Raw genomic sequence first — 14,211 nt, 5'->3', positions numbered from 1 at the left:
TACAGAGAGCGTCGGCAGCAGAAGCGGATCGCTGAGGCGGTCGCCGCCGCCGTCGCCCCCCTCGTTTCGTCAACTGACGACCGTCCCGTTTCGTCAACTGACGATCGGGTGCCGCACCCGAAAACATCAGTTGACGAAACGGCGTCGGTGCAGGCCACACCCGCGATTCCGGCGCCCGCTCCGGTGCCCGATCCCCCGGCCGCGGCGCCGGTGGTGACTCCTCTGCCGCCTGCGCCCCGCCAGGGCAGGCGGCGCGTTGGGATGACGTCCTCGGCGATGCCGCTCCCGGAGCGTCCTGCCGGTGACGCGCTCTTCCCCCTGCCGGCGATCCCGTCGTGGGAGGACGACATAGGAGACCGACTGGCGTACTGGCAGACCCGCACCGAGGGCCAGGACCACGTGGACGGGCAGCCCGCCGACGGCGCGTAGGCCCGCCCCCACCGGGCCCGCACCCGGTCCTCAGCCACGACGATGCGTGTCACGAGCGGCGCGAGAGTGCCGGGCTCGGCCACATCGCGGCAGCTGCCAGCTCCCCATCAGCCCATTTCCGGGCAGGGGTGGGCGCCTCACGCTCCTTTCGGGTCGACGGCGGGGGAACGGCGCCCAGCCCAACTCCCGGGCGGGTAGACGGCCGCTCAGGGCCACCGCCCCCACCCCTCCCGCCGCTGGCCGCTTTTGCTGATCCGAGCGCGCCCGCAGTCGCCGTCCGGAGGCGGCCGCGCATGCCATTTGACGGTTGGCGCCCCCAAGTCCTCCAGAAGGTCCAGCACCGGCCGCCCGATAAAACTTCGCGGGCAAAACGGACTTCCCGCAGGTAGGCGGCCTGTGGATCGGGCGATGTCAGGGGGCTTTGCGGCCAATTCAGGCTGAGGAGAGGTGTGTCTGGGCGGATGGCTGGGTCCCCCAGGGGGACGGCTGTCCTGGGTACGACGAAGCCCCCGCCGGGTGTCCGACGGGGGCTCGCTGGTGGGCCGATCAGCCGATGATGTTGAGCGTCACGCGGTGGTGCAGGGGAGCGGTGGTCACGGTGACGTACACCGTGGCGCCGGCGGAGTCCTTGGTGACGTTGACGATCCGGAAAGCCGGAGTCCCCTCGGCCATCCCCAGGGCGGCCGATGCGGCGGGGTCCATGGGTTCGGCGGTGATCGACGCCTCGGTGACCGCGACGTCCCACCCGAGCCAGTCGGCAACGCGGACGCCCACCGGGGGCTTCACCGGCACGGCCCCGACGGGAGCGAGCATCGGCGGCGCCCCCTCGTGGCCCTCAGGTGCGCGGGCCGCGATCTCGTAGGGCAGCACGGTCATCTTGTGCTGGGCGGGTGTCCCGTCGATGGACCGGATGCGGGTCCGCTCGACCACCTGGGCGCCCTCGGTGATCCCCCATGCCTCCATGGCCTTGGGCGCCGGGAGCTGCCGTACCAGGGTCGTCTCCTCGGTCGCCTGGGCCTCGTCGTTGCTGGGCTTCCACGCGACGCCTGCCGTCAGGTCCGGAGGCAGGAACGTACCCAGGTGCGCGTCGGCGCTGCGGCCGGCGGTGACCACGGTGCCGCTCCCCCGCTCGGTCCTGACCATGCCCAGGGCGGCCAGGACCGCGTATGCCGCGGCCACGGTCTGCTGGCTCACCTCGTACCGCTCTGCAAGGTCGCGGACGCTCGGCAGGCGTGCGCCGTACCGGTACTCACCTGCGGCGATCCCCCTCCGGATGTCCGCAGCGATGGCGTTCGAGTTCACGGGTGTCCTCCTCCGGGTTCGGTCTCCTGATTCCCCAGGCTAACCGTGTCAAGCCAGAAGACCTGAAATCTTGACACCCGTCAAGACACTTCAGAAGTGTCTTGACACTTCGTCATGGGACCCCTAACTTCGAGGTGTTGGAGCTGACCAGCGACCCGGAGCAGCCGATCTGCTCTGGATGGAGGGGAGTTGTCATGCCTAGGACCTCGGCCTTACCGCCCATGGACCGGCCCGGTACGGACGAGTTGCTCGTCCGGTACCGGCTGATCTCCCGGAAGTCCCTGCTGGAGGCGGCCGACGCCCCCGCCGGGTGCTCGACGGTGGACCCGGAGTTGTTCGCGATGCAGGCGTCGCCGATGGGGGACGAGCCCAACAGGGCCGAGCGCAAGGCACTGGCCGTGTGCTCGGGGTGCCCGATTCGGGACCTCTGCCTGGTCAGGGAGATGCGCGAGATCCCGTCCGTCTTCCAGGTTCGGGGGGTGCGGGCGGGGCTCAGGCAGTCCGAGCGCCGCGCCCTGTACCTGGCGCTCCAGAAGGCGGGCGAGCTGTGAGCGCCACCACGGCCGCGCGCCGTACGAAGAAGAAGGCCAGGCTCGCCGCCGCCGTCCCGGCTCAGGCGAAGAAGCCGAAGAAAGCTAAGAAGGCCAAGAAGGTCAAGCTCGGCGCGGCGACGCTGGCGGCCCTGCGGGGGCAGTCGACCCCGGCCGCGCTCGTCGGTGAGGTCGAGGCGGCTGCCGTCGCGGCGGTGGCCAACCCCCGTCTGCGCTGGGCCGTGTACAACGGCTCGGCCGCGCTGTCTGGGCACCTGCTGCTCTTCCCTGCGACGGGGAACCTGCGGGGGTTCGAGTCGGGCATGGGCGCGGTGATGCTGGCGATCCCCAACTGCGCCGCCTTCGTGATCACCGTCGGCGCGGGCTACGCCGCCTACCGGATCGCTCGCCCGTTCAAGGGCCTCCTCGGGCCGTTCGCCCCCGTCGCGCCGCTCGGCGCCGCTGTGGGCGCCGCGTACTGGGGCCAGGGCACGGCCCCGCTCGTCGCCGACTTTCTGTCCTGGTCCGCCCCGTGGTCGGTGTTGTTGGCCCCGCTGATCGTCGCCGGGGGCGCGGGCGCCCTGTGCTGGGCGCTGCTGGAGTCCCGGGCCGCCGGATGGCGCCGCCCCTTCCGCTGGCTGGCCCGGATCCCGCTCGCCACCGTCATCACCTCTTCCCTCCTCTACGCACCTGGAGCACTGCTGTGAACTCGCTGACCATTGCCACCGACGTCGTGGTGGCCGCCGGTGCCGGACTCGGCGGCGCCGGAACCTCGGGCCTCGCCCTCACGAACGGGATCGTGCTCCTCGCGGGCCTGCGCGGCTCGAAGCGGGTCAAGTTGAACCGCGACAAGGCCGGCGGGCTGGGCGTCGGCCTGGGCATCCTGTCCGCCACGGCGGGCACCGCGCTGGGCCAGCTGTCGAACGCGGCGGCCGAGGTCCCGAAGTCCCTGATCCAGGGCGGGACGTTCGGGGACATGAGCATGGGCGGGACCGCCCTCGCGTTGACCTGCGTGATCTTCCTGTTCGACTGGAAGAAGCTGTGGATCCCGGCGGCCCTCGGAATCGGGGCCGGGGTCATCTACTCCGGCGCGGGCGGCATCTGGGGCATCGTCCACAACGGCATCCTCATGCTGGCGCAGACGGTCGGTGCGCTGTGAGCCGCGTACAGGGCGTGGGCCCCGCGCTGACCGCGCTGGTCTCCGGCTCGATGGTCCTGGGAGGCAAGATCTGCCGGTGCGTGCCGGTGGCCACGAAGTGGGCCTGGGACATGGCCGCGCAGGACCCCGCCGCCACGGCCGAGAAGCAGAAGAAGGCGGACGTCGCGGCGCGGAAGCGGGCCGCTGCCAAGCTCAAGGCCCGCAAGGCGCGGCGCCGGAAGCGGGCCGCCGAGGACGACGACATGGACGACCTGGACGACGACGACCAGGACGACCAGGACGTGGACCTGGACCAGATCACCGCGCCGCCCGTCGCCCCGGTGATCCGGGGGACCGGGGACACCTGGGGCGTCCTCGGCATCGGGGCGGGAGTCGGGGCCGGCGCCTTGTACGCCGCGTGGAAGGTGGTCGGCGAGGCCGCCATGGTGGCCTTGGCCCCACACCAGCCGCTGATCTTGTGCGGCGGGGGACTGGCCTGGATGGTCGCGGCCTGGATGGTCGGCGCTCCCCCGGCCCCGGCTCCCGAGGACGACGACCCGGAGGACTGGGACGACGCCGAGGACGACGACGCCGAGGACCTGGAGGACGACGACGAGGCGCCGGGGGATCAGCTCTCCCCCGGCGACCGCCTGGCCCGCCACGTTCTGCTGGCCCTCTCGGACCTGGAGTACACGGGGAAGCCCGCCATCCACGTGAAGGTGCTCCTGGAGTCTGCCGAGGTCGCTGGCCTTGTCTCCCCCGGCGCCATGGACAAGTCCGCGTTCATGACGTGGCTGGAGGCGTCGAACATCCCCGTCACCAAGACGGTGAACATCAAGGGCGACCGGCAACAGGGCCTCCGCGTGGACGCCTTCACCGCGAAGGTCGGAATGGGCCCGACAGAGGCTGTTCGACGGCTGTACGGGGCGGACTCACCGCGGCCCGTCCCGGCCCCCGTCCAGCACCCTCTCCAGGCCCCCGCCGAGGCCCCGTCCGAGGCCCCCGCCGGGGTGCTCCCCGAGGCCCCCGCACCGGCCTTTCCCGGCCCCCGTCTGGCCCTGGTGAAGCCGCTCCCCCAGGACCCTTCCCAGGGGTCGACCCAGGGAGTGGGGTAGCCCGTTCTACCCCCCGCCTGACCTGCGGTTCTACCGGTCTGGCTACCCCCGTCTACCCCCCGGCTACCGGGTCCGGCTACCGGCCCGGCTACCCCCGAACTGCCTGATCCCCGAGAGGGGTTCGGGACACGCAAAAGCCCGCCCCGGGCCACCTACCAAGCACCCCGGGACGGGCGAATCCACCTACGAGATGGAGACGCCATCATGGCACTTTTCCGCAAGACGATCAGCCAGTCCGAGCTGGGCGCGGGCCAGACCGACGCCGACCGCGCGCGCCACGGCAGGACCTACTCCGGCGAGACCGGCGGGTGGACGGAGGCCGCCGGGGACAAGCCGGTGGCCGGCACCGGCACCACGGACCAGGACTCCTCCGGCGCCCGGAAGTGGTGGCAGTGAGCGACGAGGAGCGGCGGGCCGCTGCCGAGCTCCTGGAGGCCGCCCGCCGGTGCGCCGCCGCCGACATACAGCGGGCCGCCGAACAGGCCGCCCTCGTGCGGCAGTCCGCCGCCGCCGTCGACGCGGTCGCCGCACAGGCCGCCGCGCACCTGTCCAGCCTCTAGCCCCCACTCCCCCGCCAAGTCCGCCGTCCCCGGCAGGATGGGCGGACTCCGCATCACCCCCGGGGCCACCGTCAACCACGGCGGCCCCGGGGCCACCTACCGCTCCACTGGAGGACCCCCGTGACGATGCTCGATTCCCGGCCGGACGTGGCCGACGCCCCCGGGTCACCGACGTACGCCGCCGCGTCAACGACGGACCGCTCCGCGTCAACCCCGGCTCCCCGCCCCTCCCGTACGCCCCGTGTCGACCGCTGGCTGATGCCGATCCTGTACGTCATCGGCGCGGCAGGCGGACTCCTCGTCGGCAGCATCGGCTTCGCCGGGTCGTACGAGACGCTGCGCGCCGCCGCCATCGGGTGGCACTTCTCCCCCGGACTGGCCGACTGGTTCCCCATCGGCGTGGACGGCGGCATCGTTGCCTTCCTCGTCCTCGACCTGGTCCTGCTCAAGCGCGGGATTGGCTGGCCGTTCCTCCGGCTCGCCGGGCACGGCATGACGGTGGTCACCATCGTCCTCAACGGGCGCGCCCACGGCGGCGCGGTGCTCTCCACCGAGACCCTGGCCCACGGCATCATGCCTGCGCTCTTCTCCATCGGTGCTGAGGCTGCCCGCCGTCTGGTCGTCCAGGCCGCCCGGCTCGCCGCCGGCCACCAGACCACCGGAGTCCCCGCCCACCGCTGGGCGCTGGCCCTCGGCCCCACGTTCAAGCTGTGGCGCCGCATGAAGCTGTGGGAGCTGCGCTCGTACGACCAGGCCGTGAAGATGGACCAGGAGCGGGAGATCTACGCCGCCCGCCTGGAGCAGAAGTACGGGAAGAGCTGGCGCAAGGTCGCGAAGGCCGACGAGATGCTGCCCTTCCGCATGGCTCCGTACGGGCTGAGCGTCTCTGCGGCCCTGGCCATCCCGGAGAAGGAGGCCGAGGCCGCCCGCCTGGAGGAGCAGGCGAGGAAGGACCAGGCCGTGGCCGACCAGGCCGCCGACGAGGAGCGGCAGGCGCGGGCCAAGCTCGCCGCCACCGAGGCGCAGATCAAGACCCTGGAGGCCGAGGCCAAGCTCGCCGAGCAGCAGGCGATCCTCCAGGCCCGCACCGCGACCACCGCCGCGAAGGCCGGCGCCGAAGTGGCCACCGCCGAAGCTGCCGCCGCCGCGCAGGCCGAAGCCGCGGTGCGGGCCGCCGAGATGGAGGCCGCCGCCCTGGAGTCCGCGTCTGTCGCCGCCGCCCGCAGGAAGGCCGCCGAGGACGACCAGGTTGCAGCTGACGCGGAGAAGCGTGCCGCTGACGCTCGGGCCGCTGCCGTTGACCTCGACCGGCGCACGGCTGACGCCCGGTTCGAGGCGGGCGAGATCGAGCACCAGGCCGCCCTCCTGGAGCGCCGGGCCGCCGAAGACCGGCGGGCCGCCGCTGACGCGGACCGCGCCGCTGCTGACGCTCGCCGAGCTGCCGTTGACGCGGAGAACGCCGCCCGTGACGCCGAGGTCCAGCTGAACCTGAGCGACCAGGAGCGCAAGGCGCGCTACGTCGCGCGGATCGTCCTCCAGCAGTACGCCGGTGACGCCGAGGCCATGCCGGTGGAGACCGTCCAGGAAGTCCTCGGTGGCGCGTCCCACGGCACCGCCGTCAAGCGCCGTGCCGAGGCCGCGAAGTTCATCGCCGACGGGTACCGCGGCTGACCACTCACGACGAGGAAGGCACCGACATGACCGAGCCCATGACCGCCGACCAGGCCCGCGCCGTCGTCTACGACGCCTACACCACCGGCCTGCCCCAGGCCGCCGCCGCGAAGCTCCTCGACGGGCGCGCGACCCCGGCATGGGTCGCCCACGAGTACGCGGCCCTCCGTCGGCGGGGAGTCTCCGCGATGGCCGGGCAGCAGACGCTGTTCGACACCGAGGCCGCCGAGTGACCGCCAACACCCCCTCCCCCACCGAACCGAGTCACGAGGAGACCGACATGGACACCACCCGCTGCCCCGCCGCCCACGACGAGGACCCGACCCCCTGCATCGGCCCGCAGGACGCCGTCACCATCGTGGACAAGCTCGGGACCGCCGTCCCGGCCTGCGAGCACCACGGGGCCACGCTCCTGGCCTCGCTCTACGACGGCCGCGCCGAGCCCGGCACCGTCCCGGGGGCAGCCACCCGCGTGTTCGCCGCCGCCGACACCACCCACCCGTTCCCCTGGGTGGTCGACGCTCTGCGCACCGAGCCCGGCCAGCTCTCCAACGCCGCCAACCGGGCCGCCGAGCAGGACGCCGACGACTACATCCCCGACGTCGACTCCCCGCGCGATCCCGTCGAGCTGCACGAGCGCCTGGTCGCCGAGGCCACCAACTACCAGGAGGACGTCTACCCGGACCTGTTCCCGCCCGAGCGGTTCACCTCCGACGGCCGCTGACCGTCCGCCCCGCTGGCCCCCAGCCCGGACCGCACCCGCCGGTCCGGGCTCTCTTCGGCCCTCCGAACCCCACCAGCCCCTCCGGCGCCCGGGGTTTCTGCACTTTCTGCACCGCCCTATCGCGCGCGGGCGCGAAGAAGCCCGGCACCTGCGGACGGGGTTTCTGGACTTACTGGACCCCCCTACGCGTGCGCACGCGCGTGGACCTGCGCAACCTGCGCAAGAAGACGCCGGATTGTCCCGGCCTGTCCGATCTCCCGGCCCCGGTGTAGCGAATCGGGCAGCTGCCCCGTCTTCAAGATCGGGGGGGGCCACCGCGCACCCTCCGGCCACTGCTTCCCGGTGGACGGGACGGAGGACCAACTCGCCGACCCGCTTGACGGGATCGCGGGAGGCCGGCGCCCACCCCGCGGGCGGCCGACCCGGCGTGTCCGGTTCGCCGCGTAGAAACGGCCCGTACAGACAACTGCCCGTGCGACCGCGTGAGACAGGTCCGCAGGCCGCTGACCTGCGAAAGGAACATCCGTGAGACCGTCCAACGCGCGCGCGCGCGAGCCCAGGTGTAACAGGAACCCCCTGTTCGACGTACTTGTGGGAGACGCAGACGCGCAGGTCATCGCCCCGCAGGGGTGTAACGAATCGGGCTGCCACTCCGTCCATGGTCACGACGAGGGAGAGCGCAGCGTGCAGCAGGCGATAACGGGCAGAACCGAGAACGGTCAAACTGGCCGTCCGGCGAACCGACGTACGATGATCAGCAACGGCGCGGGGGTGCTAAGGACTACCGCCGTGCCTGCACCTCGCAGTACCGCCGCCGATCTCCGGCCGTCGCCCGCGAACCCCGGTCTCTGGATCTCTTCCGAGGGAACCGGCCGCGCCGTCTCCGCCTGCGCTTGCGGCCACATCGAGCACGCCGCCGGCCTTGCCCGCGTGCTCCAGCTCGTGATGGCCCACCAGCAGCACCGCGCCGTGTGCCCGCTGACGACCAATGAGAAATTCGGGGAATCCGCGCGGCGTGTCACACGCGTTGCCGCTGATACGGCAGGATCAATCCCAGAAAAAGCCGAGAGGCCAGGGGGCCTAATCCCTGACCTCTCCGCTGAGTCCCTTAGCTCCGCTGCTTAGACGAGAACAGAAAGAGACCCAACGCTGTGTTCAGCGTACCTGGGGCCTCGGGTCCCGCAACACCTCATCCGGCCGACGCGCCGGACGTCACACCTTCACCGGCCGCCGCGCCGGCCTTCGGCATGTCCTCCGCCCAGCAGACCGCCGTGACCCGCGACGAGATCGCGGACCGCCGCAGCCAGCTGGACGCCCCTGCAGGCGTCACCCCCCTCGACCTCCTCACCCAGAGGCAGGCCGCCGTCCGCGAAGCCGCGAAGGCCAAGCGCGCCGCCCGCCCCATCCCCCGCGCCATCGACCGCGCCATCAAGCGTGAGCTCGCCCGAGCCGCCAGGCGCCCCGGGGAAGCCCTCCAGGGCGCCCTGGAAGCCGCAGGAGTTGAACCGGGCCGCACCACAACCCTCAGCCCCCTCCGGCCCGTCACGGACGACTCAGCCGCAACCCCCCACGGCGGGGCGGCTGGGGAAAGAGGGAACACCGTTTCCGCCGCAGGTCAGCGCGGAGACCGAGACCGGAGTCACCGGCGCGTCACCAGCGTCCCGGGGTGCGAGGCGGTCCCCGAAACCGGAGCCTCGACGGACGGCGGATGCGGGACGTTCCTGCCCCGGAAGGACGCCCGCCTGCGGCTGCGCGACGAGATCCAGGGCTGGACCGACCTCCCGTCGGTGAAGTGGTGCGAGGCCGCACCCAAGGGCGAAGCCGTCGGCGTGCACATCGGCGACGGGCTCCGCAGCAGCTCCTTCTCCGGGCTGGTCCGCTGCGGGTCGGTCTGGGCCTGCCCGCCCTGCTCGGCCCGGGTCCGCGCACTTCGCGCCGCTGAACTCGAACGCTGGGCCCTCGCCTGGCTGGAGGCTGGCCACGGCCTGTACCTCGTCACGCTCACCGTTCCGCACTGGGAGCACGTCCGTCTCGACGGAGAAGCCGGGCAGCTCAACAAGCTCATCGAGGGCTGGCGCGGCGTCGGCATGGGCGCCTGGTGGGTCGGCCGCGCCGTCATCCGCGACGGGGCCCCCGTCCGCTGGGCCGACCGCGGCCTGTACGCGAAGGACAAGAGCTTCCCCCGGCCCGAGGAGATCGAGCCGCGCGAGAAGAACGGCCAGCTCATCGTCTGGAAGAAGGGCTTCAAGGCCCGCCACGGCATCGCCGGAACCACCCGCACCATCGAGATCACCGACGGCCGCAACGGCTGGCACTCGCACATCCACGTGCTGATCTGGACCGAGGCCCCGGCGACCCGCGAGACCGCCGACCGCCTGGAGCAGGAGCTCTACGACCGGTGGGCCGCCCGCTGCCGCTCGGTCAAGCTCCCCGTCCCCAGCCGTGACGTCGGTGTCCGCGTCGACCCCGCCACCCGCGACAAGGCCGGACAGAAGGCGCTCGCCCGGTACATCTCCAAGGTTCAGGAGAAGCCCGCCGACGACGCCCCCGAAGGCACCGCCGGCGCCGCCCGCCCGCTCGCCTCCGAGATGACCCGCGCCGACATGAAGCTCGCCCGCGGGGCCAAGGGCCGCACCGCCTTCGACCTCGCGATGCTCGCCGCCGAGGGCCACGACTGGGCCCTGAAGCGGTGGATGGAGTACGAGATCGCGACCAAGGGCCGCCGCTGCCTGACCTGGAGTGAAGGACTCCGCGAGCGCCTCGCCGAGCTGTGCGCCGAGGAACTCGACGACCGCGACGACGAGGAACTCGCCAACGCTGACGAGGCCGAGCTGGAACGCCGCGCCCCCGACGTCGCCATTACGAAGCCCGCCTTCCGCGAAGCCGTCGTCGGCCGCCGTGGCGGACGCGCCGACCTGCTTGCCGCCGGAGACGTCGGCGGCCTGCCCGCCGTGCTCGCCCTCCTCGACGGCTGGGGCCTCGTCTCCGGCCGTGACTACGTCCTCCCCGACCCGCTCGACGCCTCCCTGCCGGTCTCCGCCGAGCAGTACAAGCGCGGCCGCGCAACCAAGCAGCAGTGGCACGACCGCATCCGGAAGGCCGACGACATCCCGCTCAGCATCACCGTGCAGCAGTGGGCCGCCGCTCAGGACAAGCGCCGCGCCACCCTCGCCGCCCAGAAGCAAGCCGCCGCTGACCAGAACCCCGCCGCGCCCGAGTCCGCCACCGAACTCACCCGCCGCCAGACCGCCCACGCCGAATTCCGCGCCGCACACCGCGCCGCCCGCACCGCAAACCCTGCCGAACTCGACGCCGCCCTCACCCGCTTCCGCACCGCCAGCTGACCCCCGAACCCACCACCACCCGCCCCCGAAACTGCTCCCCGAACTCCCGACCACCACCACCGAAACTCCTTGAACAACCCCGGACCCCCGCCCCGACCAAACCCTCCGCAGACACCGAGACCACCCCCACGGAACTCGTGGAGAGGGGGTGGTCTCGGTGACGGAGGAGGAACAGAGCAGGTCGGGGCGGGGGTCCGGCACCCCCGGTGTAACACCTCGTTTTACGGGTCGTTTCACACCCCGGCGACAACTCCGAGTTGTCGCCCAGACCCGTCACTGTTCCAGTACCGCCCAACTTGCTCCGACGAAGGAGGTCCCGAATGGGACGCAACGCCAAGCGCGCCAAGCAGGCCCGCCGCGACCAACGACGCCGCGACTGCGGAGCGCCGGCGGTGACCGTGCACGCCGTCTCGACTCCGGCCGAGGCCATGGCCGCACTGTTCGGTCCCGGCCCCGCCTCGGACGACTGGCGCCAGGACGTGCTCGGCGGGAAGCGGCTCTCGCTGCGCCCCGGCCCGGACGGCGAACTCACCATCAACGGTCACCCGGTCACCCCGGAAATGTGCGAGGCCCTGCAAGCCGAGCGCCCCCACGAGGCCGCCGACTTCGACCACGAAATGCTCCTCGCGATGGGCCGCGACATGACGCCCGGCCTCGAACTCTGCCGCCCCGCCCCCTGAACCCGCCGCACCAAAGACCCGCCGCACGGACGGGGCTGCGGCCGGTAAGACGGTCTTATCCACTAACTTGCTCCGCCTGCGGGGCCGGTGCCGAGAGTGCGCCGGCCCCGCAGCATTTGCACGGCCGAGTCGTCGTCGGCGACATCCTGGTCCTCGACGTCGATGCGCTCCGCGGCGAGGCGCCGCGTACTCGAGGACGGCGTCGCCGTGCTCCTGGTGCTCGTCGTCGGACCGGTGCCCAGCGGGCGGCGCGTGGTGCTCATGACGGAAGTCTGCCGCCCGGTCCGCAGTTCCCCGGCGCCGGGGAACTGCCTTTGTCCACGGCACCCCTCCGACGTCCCCGTCGCGGTCCGCCCCGAGGATCCGTCGGCCGCGCCACCGCCGGTTACTGGGCCCAGTAACCCATAACTTGCTGCGGCTCCCGGCTGCCCCGACGACGACGAGAAACCTCTCTCTGGCTGACGCAGAAAGAGGTGTCGGCGCTCCGATCCGGCTTGCCCACGGGGGATGACCAGCGGCAACGCCGCGACTCCCGAGAGGGGGGTTCACACCTCCGGTCCCACCGCCGGCGCACCCTCCGGTCCGCCTCTGCACGCAACTGTCCAACCCCCCTCCGGTGCAACCGGCAGGGGGTGGCCGCACCGGTGCGGCCACCCCCTTGGGCAAGCCCCCGCGGGCAAGCCTCGCCGGTGTCACTCGGGGTTGTCGTCGCCGGACCCACGGTTCTTCCACCAGTGCACGGCGGTCGTGGTCAGAAGAAGGAGGACCCCGTACCCGACCTGGGCAATGAACTCGGGCAGGGCGTCGCGGAAGAGATTCACCAGCAGTCTCCGTCAAGTGCGTCGGTCCGCACTGACGGGGCGGTTTACCGCAGAGGAGATCGACCGCTCCGACGATCATGGATCGCCTGTCGGTTGGCCTTGGCCTGGCCCCGTTCCGCCTCTGCGTACTCTCCGGCGGTCACGAGCCGCCTGTCGGGCGGTCCCGACGAGAGCTGCATCCAGGATGCCACGCAAGCCGACGGTTCCGCGAACTCGTGGTCATGGTCGCCACCTCAACGCGTACGCGTGCACGCGCATCTGACGGGGTGTTCCCACTGGGCAAGCCTCCCGTGGGCAAGCCTCCCCCGATGCTGGGCAAGCCTCCCGAGCGACGTTGGGCAAGCCCCGAGCATGATCACGTATCGCAGATACCTGGGTGCTCTCGCTCCCGACACATCAAGAATGCCTAGGTGTGTTCTGGCCGGGTTGCTCGTTGGTCGGGGCATGGAGACCAGCGATGAGATCAGCACGTCCGCGATGTATGAGGCAGCACTGATCCGTGCCTCCCTGACGGACGAGGAGTGGGACGAGCTGCTGCTGCACCGGCCGAGTCTGGAGGCGGCTCTGGCGGCACGGCGGGCCGCTGTCGATGCATAGGTGTGGCGGTTCGGTGCGGCGTCCACGTACGTGAAGCCGATGACGTACGCGCGGTGTCGAAGACGTACGCGGCGACTGCGGCCGGGGTGGAGCCGCCGGGGAAAGGCCGGCGCACGAGCGGTACGTCGACGACGGCCTGGTGCTTGTCCTGCTCCTGGCCGTGTCGGCCGGGGCCGAGGTCGGGTCAGCTGCCCTTGGTCTCGGTGTCGGCGTCCTTGGGCTTCACCAGCTGCGAGACGCCCATCAGCACCACGCCGATCAGCAGCGCCGTCCAAGCGCGCTGGGTCAGCCCGTACGCCGCGACGACGAACCCGATCCCCAGCAGCACCGTGTGCACGGGCGGGCCGTCCCGCTCCGGCTTCGGCTCCTCCGCTGGCGCCTTCAGCGCCTCGATCTCCGCGACGAGTTCCTCGATGCGGTTGGCGAAGTAGCTGTGTCCCTGGCTGTCCGGGACGGACCGGAGGTTGGCGAGCGTCGCCGAGCACCGGTGCAGCTCGGCCTCCAGCTCGGCGATCCGCCTCGCCTTCAGTGCGGCCTGCGGGTCGTCCTCGGGCACGTCGTCCTCCCCCTGTGCTGTCGCGTCGACAGGCAGCTGGACAAGCGTAGAGCCGCCCGCCGAGCCTGCGGGGGCCGTCGCCGGAACCGGTGGAGGGCGGACCGCAGGGCGGGACGGCGGATCCCCCGCTCCCGGCAGTTGGGCGGGACAGGGTCGTCGACGGCCGGGTCGGCGCGATAGTGCCAGAGGTGTGCTGCGTCGAAGGGGTCGTCGGCCGGGGGCGGGCGGGACAGATCTTGCAACTCGGAGCGGGGGACCGGCGGCGTCCAGCTGCTCGTGCTCCTGGTGCTCGTCGGCGTACGTCATCTCGGAGACGTACGGGGGACGGCGGAGACGTACGCGGCGACGCAGGCCGGGGCCGAGCCGCGGGGAAAGGCCGGCGGATCGGTGGAGCCGAGCTCGTCGTGCTCCTGGTGCTCGACACCGAACCCGCCATCTCGTGCACCCCCCTGTCGACCGAACCCGCCATCTGGTGCACCCCCGCTCCCCCGTCGGCCCCGGCGGGCGGCGTACGGTCGGCGCCATGAGCTACGAGACCCCCAGGGCCTCCGACGGCACGACGCTGTGCGCGTGGTGTGGTGGGCCCGTCCGGCAGTCCGGCGTCGGCCGGACGCGGGAGTACTGCAAGCAAGGCTGCCGAGAGCTGGCGTACAGAGAGCGTCGGCAGCAGAAGCGGATCGCTGAGGCGGTCGCCGCCGCCGTCGCCCCCCTCGTTTCGTCAACTGACGACCGTCCCGTTTCGTC

At 72.0% G+C, this 14,211-nt stretch carries 17 protein-coding genes and 1 pseudogene; 14 read left to right on the top strand and 4 right to left on the bottom strand.

The genetic code is table 11. The features are described 5' to 3' along the window. The first annotated feature begins 261 nt into the window (after positions 1–261). Positions 262–429, top strand: coding sequence for a hypothetical protein (locus ACZ45T_RS38605; protein ID WP_468449073.1), 168 nt, complete (start codon positions 262–264; stop codon positions 427–429). Between the two features lie 546 nt (positions 430–975). Here the strand turns inward: ACZ45T_RS38605 and ACZ45T_RS38600 are convergent. Beyond that, a complete protein-coding gene (locus ACZ45T_RS38600; RefSeq protein WP_468449071.1) occupies positions 976–1,731 on the bottom strand; it encodes a GntR family transcriptional regulator in 756 nt (251 codons plus the stop codon). Positions 1,732–1,925: 194 nt separating this feature from the next. Between ACZ45T_RS38600 and ACZ45T_RS38595 the strand changes: the two genes are divergently transcribed. The 11 genes from ACZ45T_RS38595 (at position 1,926) to ACZ45T_RS38545 (ending at position 11,493) form a co-directional block, all read left to right on the top strand. After that, on the top strand, positions 1,926–2,282 hold the full coding sequence (locus ACZ45T_RS38595; protein ID WP_468449069.1) for a WhiB family transcriptional regulator: 357 nt from the start codon (positions 1,926–1,928) through the stop codon (positions 2,280–2,282). Further along, positions 2,279–2,968 carry a hypothetical protein gene (locus tag ACZ45T_RS38590; protein WP_468449067.1) on the top strand — a complete coding sequence of 230 codons (690 nt, stop codon included), beginning with the start codon at positions 2,279–2,281 and terminating at the stop codon, positions 2,966–2,968. Before ACZ45T_RS38595 ends, ACZ45T_RS38590 begins: the two co-directional genes overlap by 4 nt. Next, positions 2,965–3,420: a hypothetical protein gene (locus tag ACZ45T_RS38585; protein WP_468449065.1), complete on the top strand. Its 456-nt coding sequence runs from the start codon at positions 2,965–2,967 to the stop codon at positions 3,418–3,420. The genes ACZ45T_RS38590 and ACZ45T_RS38585 overlap by 4 nt, the downstream gene beginning before the upstream one ends. Next, on the top strand, positions 3,417–4,514 hold the full coding sequence (locus tag ACZ45T_RS38580; RefSeq protein ID WP_468449063.1) for a hypothetical protein: 1,098 nt from the start codon (positions 3,417–3,419) through the stop codon (positions 4,512–4,514). Before ACZ45T_RS38585 ends, ACZ45T_RS38580 begins: the two co-directional genes overlap by 4 nt. A gap of 204 nt (positions 4,515–4,718) precedes the next feature. After that, positions 4,719–4,910, top strand: a complete 192-nt coding sequence (locus ACZ45T_RS38575; protein ID WP_468449061.1) for a hypothetical protein — start codon at positions 4,719–4,721, stop codon at positions 4,908–4,910. Continuing rightward, positions 4,907–5,074, top strand: a complete 168-nt coding sequence (locus tag ACZ45T_RS38570; RefSeq protein WP_468449059.1) for a hypothetical protein — start codon at positions 4,907–4,909, stop codon at positions 5,072–5,074. The genes ACZ45T_RS38575 and ACZ45T_RS38570 overlap by 4 nt, the downstream gene beginning before the upstream one ends. A gap of 126 nt (positions 5,075–5,200) precedes the next feature. Then, entirely contained in the window at positions 5,201–6,745 is a 1,545-nt protein-coding gene (locus tag ACZ45T_RS38565) for a DUF2637 domain-containing protein (RefSeq protein ID WP_468449075.1), read from the top strand. A 26-nt stretch (positions 6,746–6,771) separates the two neighbouring features. Beyond that, the gene (locus ACZ45T_RS38560; protein WP_468449057.1) at positions 6,772–6,978 is read left to right on the top strand and encodes a hypothetical protein; all 207 of its coding nucleotides are present in this window, start codon (positions 6,772–6,774) and stop codon (positions 6,976–6,978) included. A gap of 47 nt (positions 6,979–7,025) precedes the next feature. Further along, entirely contained in the window at positions 7,026–7,469 is a 444-nt protein-coding gene (locus ACZ45T_RS38555) for a hypothetical protein (protein ID WP_468449055.1), read from the top strand. Between the two features lie 1,151 nt (positions 7,470–8,620). Then, positions 8,621–10,813 (top strand): RAD23 family protein, encoded by a 2,193-nt coding sequence (locus tag ACZ45T_RS38550; RefSeq protein ID WP_468449053.1) that lies wholly within the window; start codon positions 8,621–8,623, stop codon positions 10,811–10,813. Positions 10,814–11,133: 320 nt separating this feature from the next. Continuing rightward, positions 11,134–11,493, top strand: coding sequence for a hypothetical protein (locus ACZ45T_RS38545; protein ID WP_468449051.1), 360 nt, complete (start codon positions 11,134–11,136; stop codon positions 11,491–11,493). A 62-nt stretch (positions 11,494–11,555) separates the two neighbouring features. Here ACZ45T_RS38545 and ACZ45T_RS38540 read toward each other — a convergent pair whose 3' ends face one another. Then, positions 11,556–11,756 carry a hypothetical protein gene (locus ACZ45T_RS38540; RefSeq protein ID WP_468449049.1) on the bottom strand — a complete coding sequence of 67 codons (201 nt, stop codon included), beginning with the start codon at positions 11,754–11,756 and terminating at the stop codon, positions 11,556–11,558. A gap of 429 nt (positions 11,757–12,185) precedes the next feature. Next, complete coding sequence (locus ACZ45T_RS38535) at positions 12,186–12,314, bottom strand: hypothetical protein (protein ID WP_468449048.1); 129 nt, start codon at positions 12,312–12,314, stop codon at positions 12,186–12,188. A gap of 444 nt (positions 12,315–12,758) precedes the next feature. On the opposite strand from ACZ45T_RS38535, the gene ACZ45T_RS38530 reads away from it, so the two are divergent. Next, positions 12,759–12,911 (top strand): hypothetical protein, encoded by a 153-nt coding sequence (locus tag ACZ45T_RS38530; protein ID WP_468449046.1) that lies wholly within the window; start codon positions 12,759–12,761, stop codon positions 12,909–12,911. 184 nt (positions 12,912–13,095) lie between these two features. On the opposite strand, the gene ACZ45T_RS38525 is transcribed toward ACZ45T_RS38530, so the two are convergent. After that, entirely contained in the window at positions 13,096–13,467 is a 372-nt protein-coding gene (locus tag ACZ45T_RS38525) for a hypothetical protein (RefSeq protein ID WP_468449044.1), read from the bottom strand. A gap of 523 nt (positions 13,468–13,990) precedes the next feature. Between ACZ45T_RS38525 and ACZ45T_RS38520 the strand changes: the two are divergent. Continuing rightward, positions 13,991–14,211: pseudogene (locus tag ACZ45T_RS38520) on the top strand (hypothetical protein); the annotation flags it as partial.

This window comes from Streptomyces sp. NPDC030995 (assembly GCF_055571215.1).
This window is presented reverse-complemented; position numbering and strand designations above follow the sequence as displayed.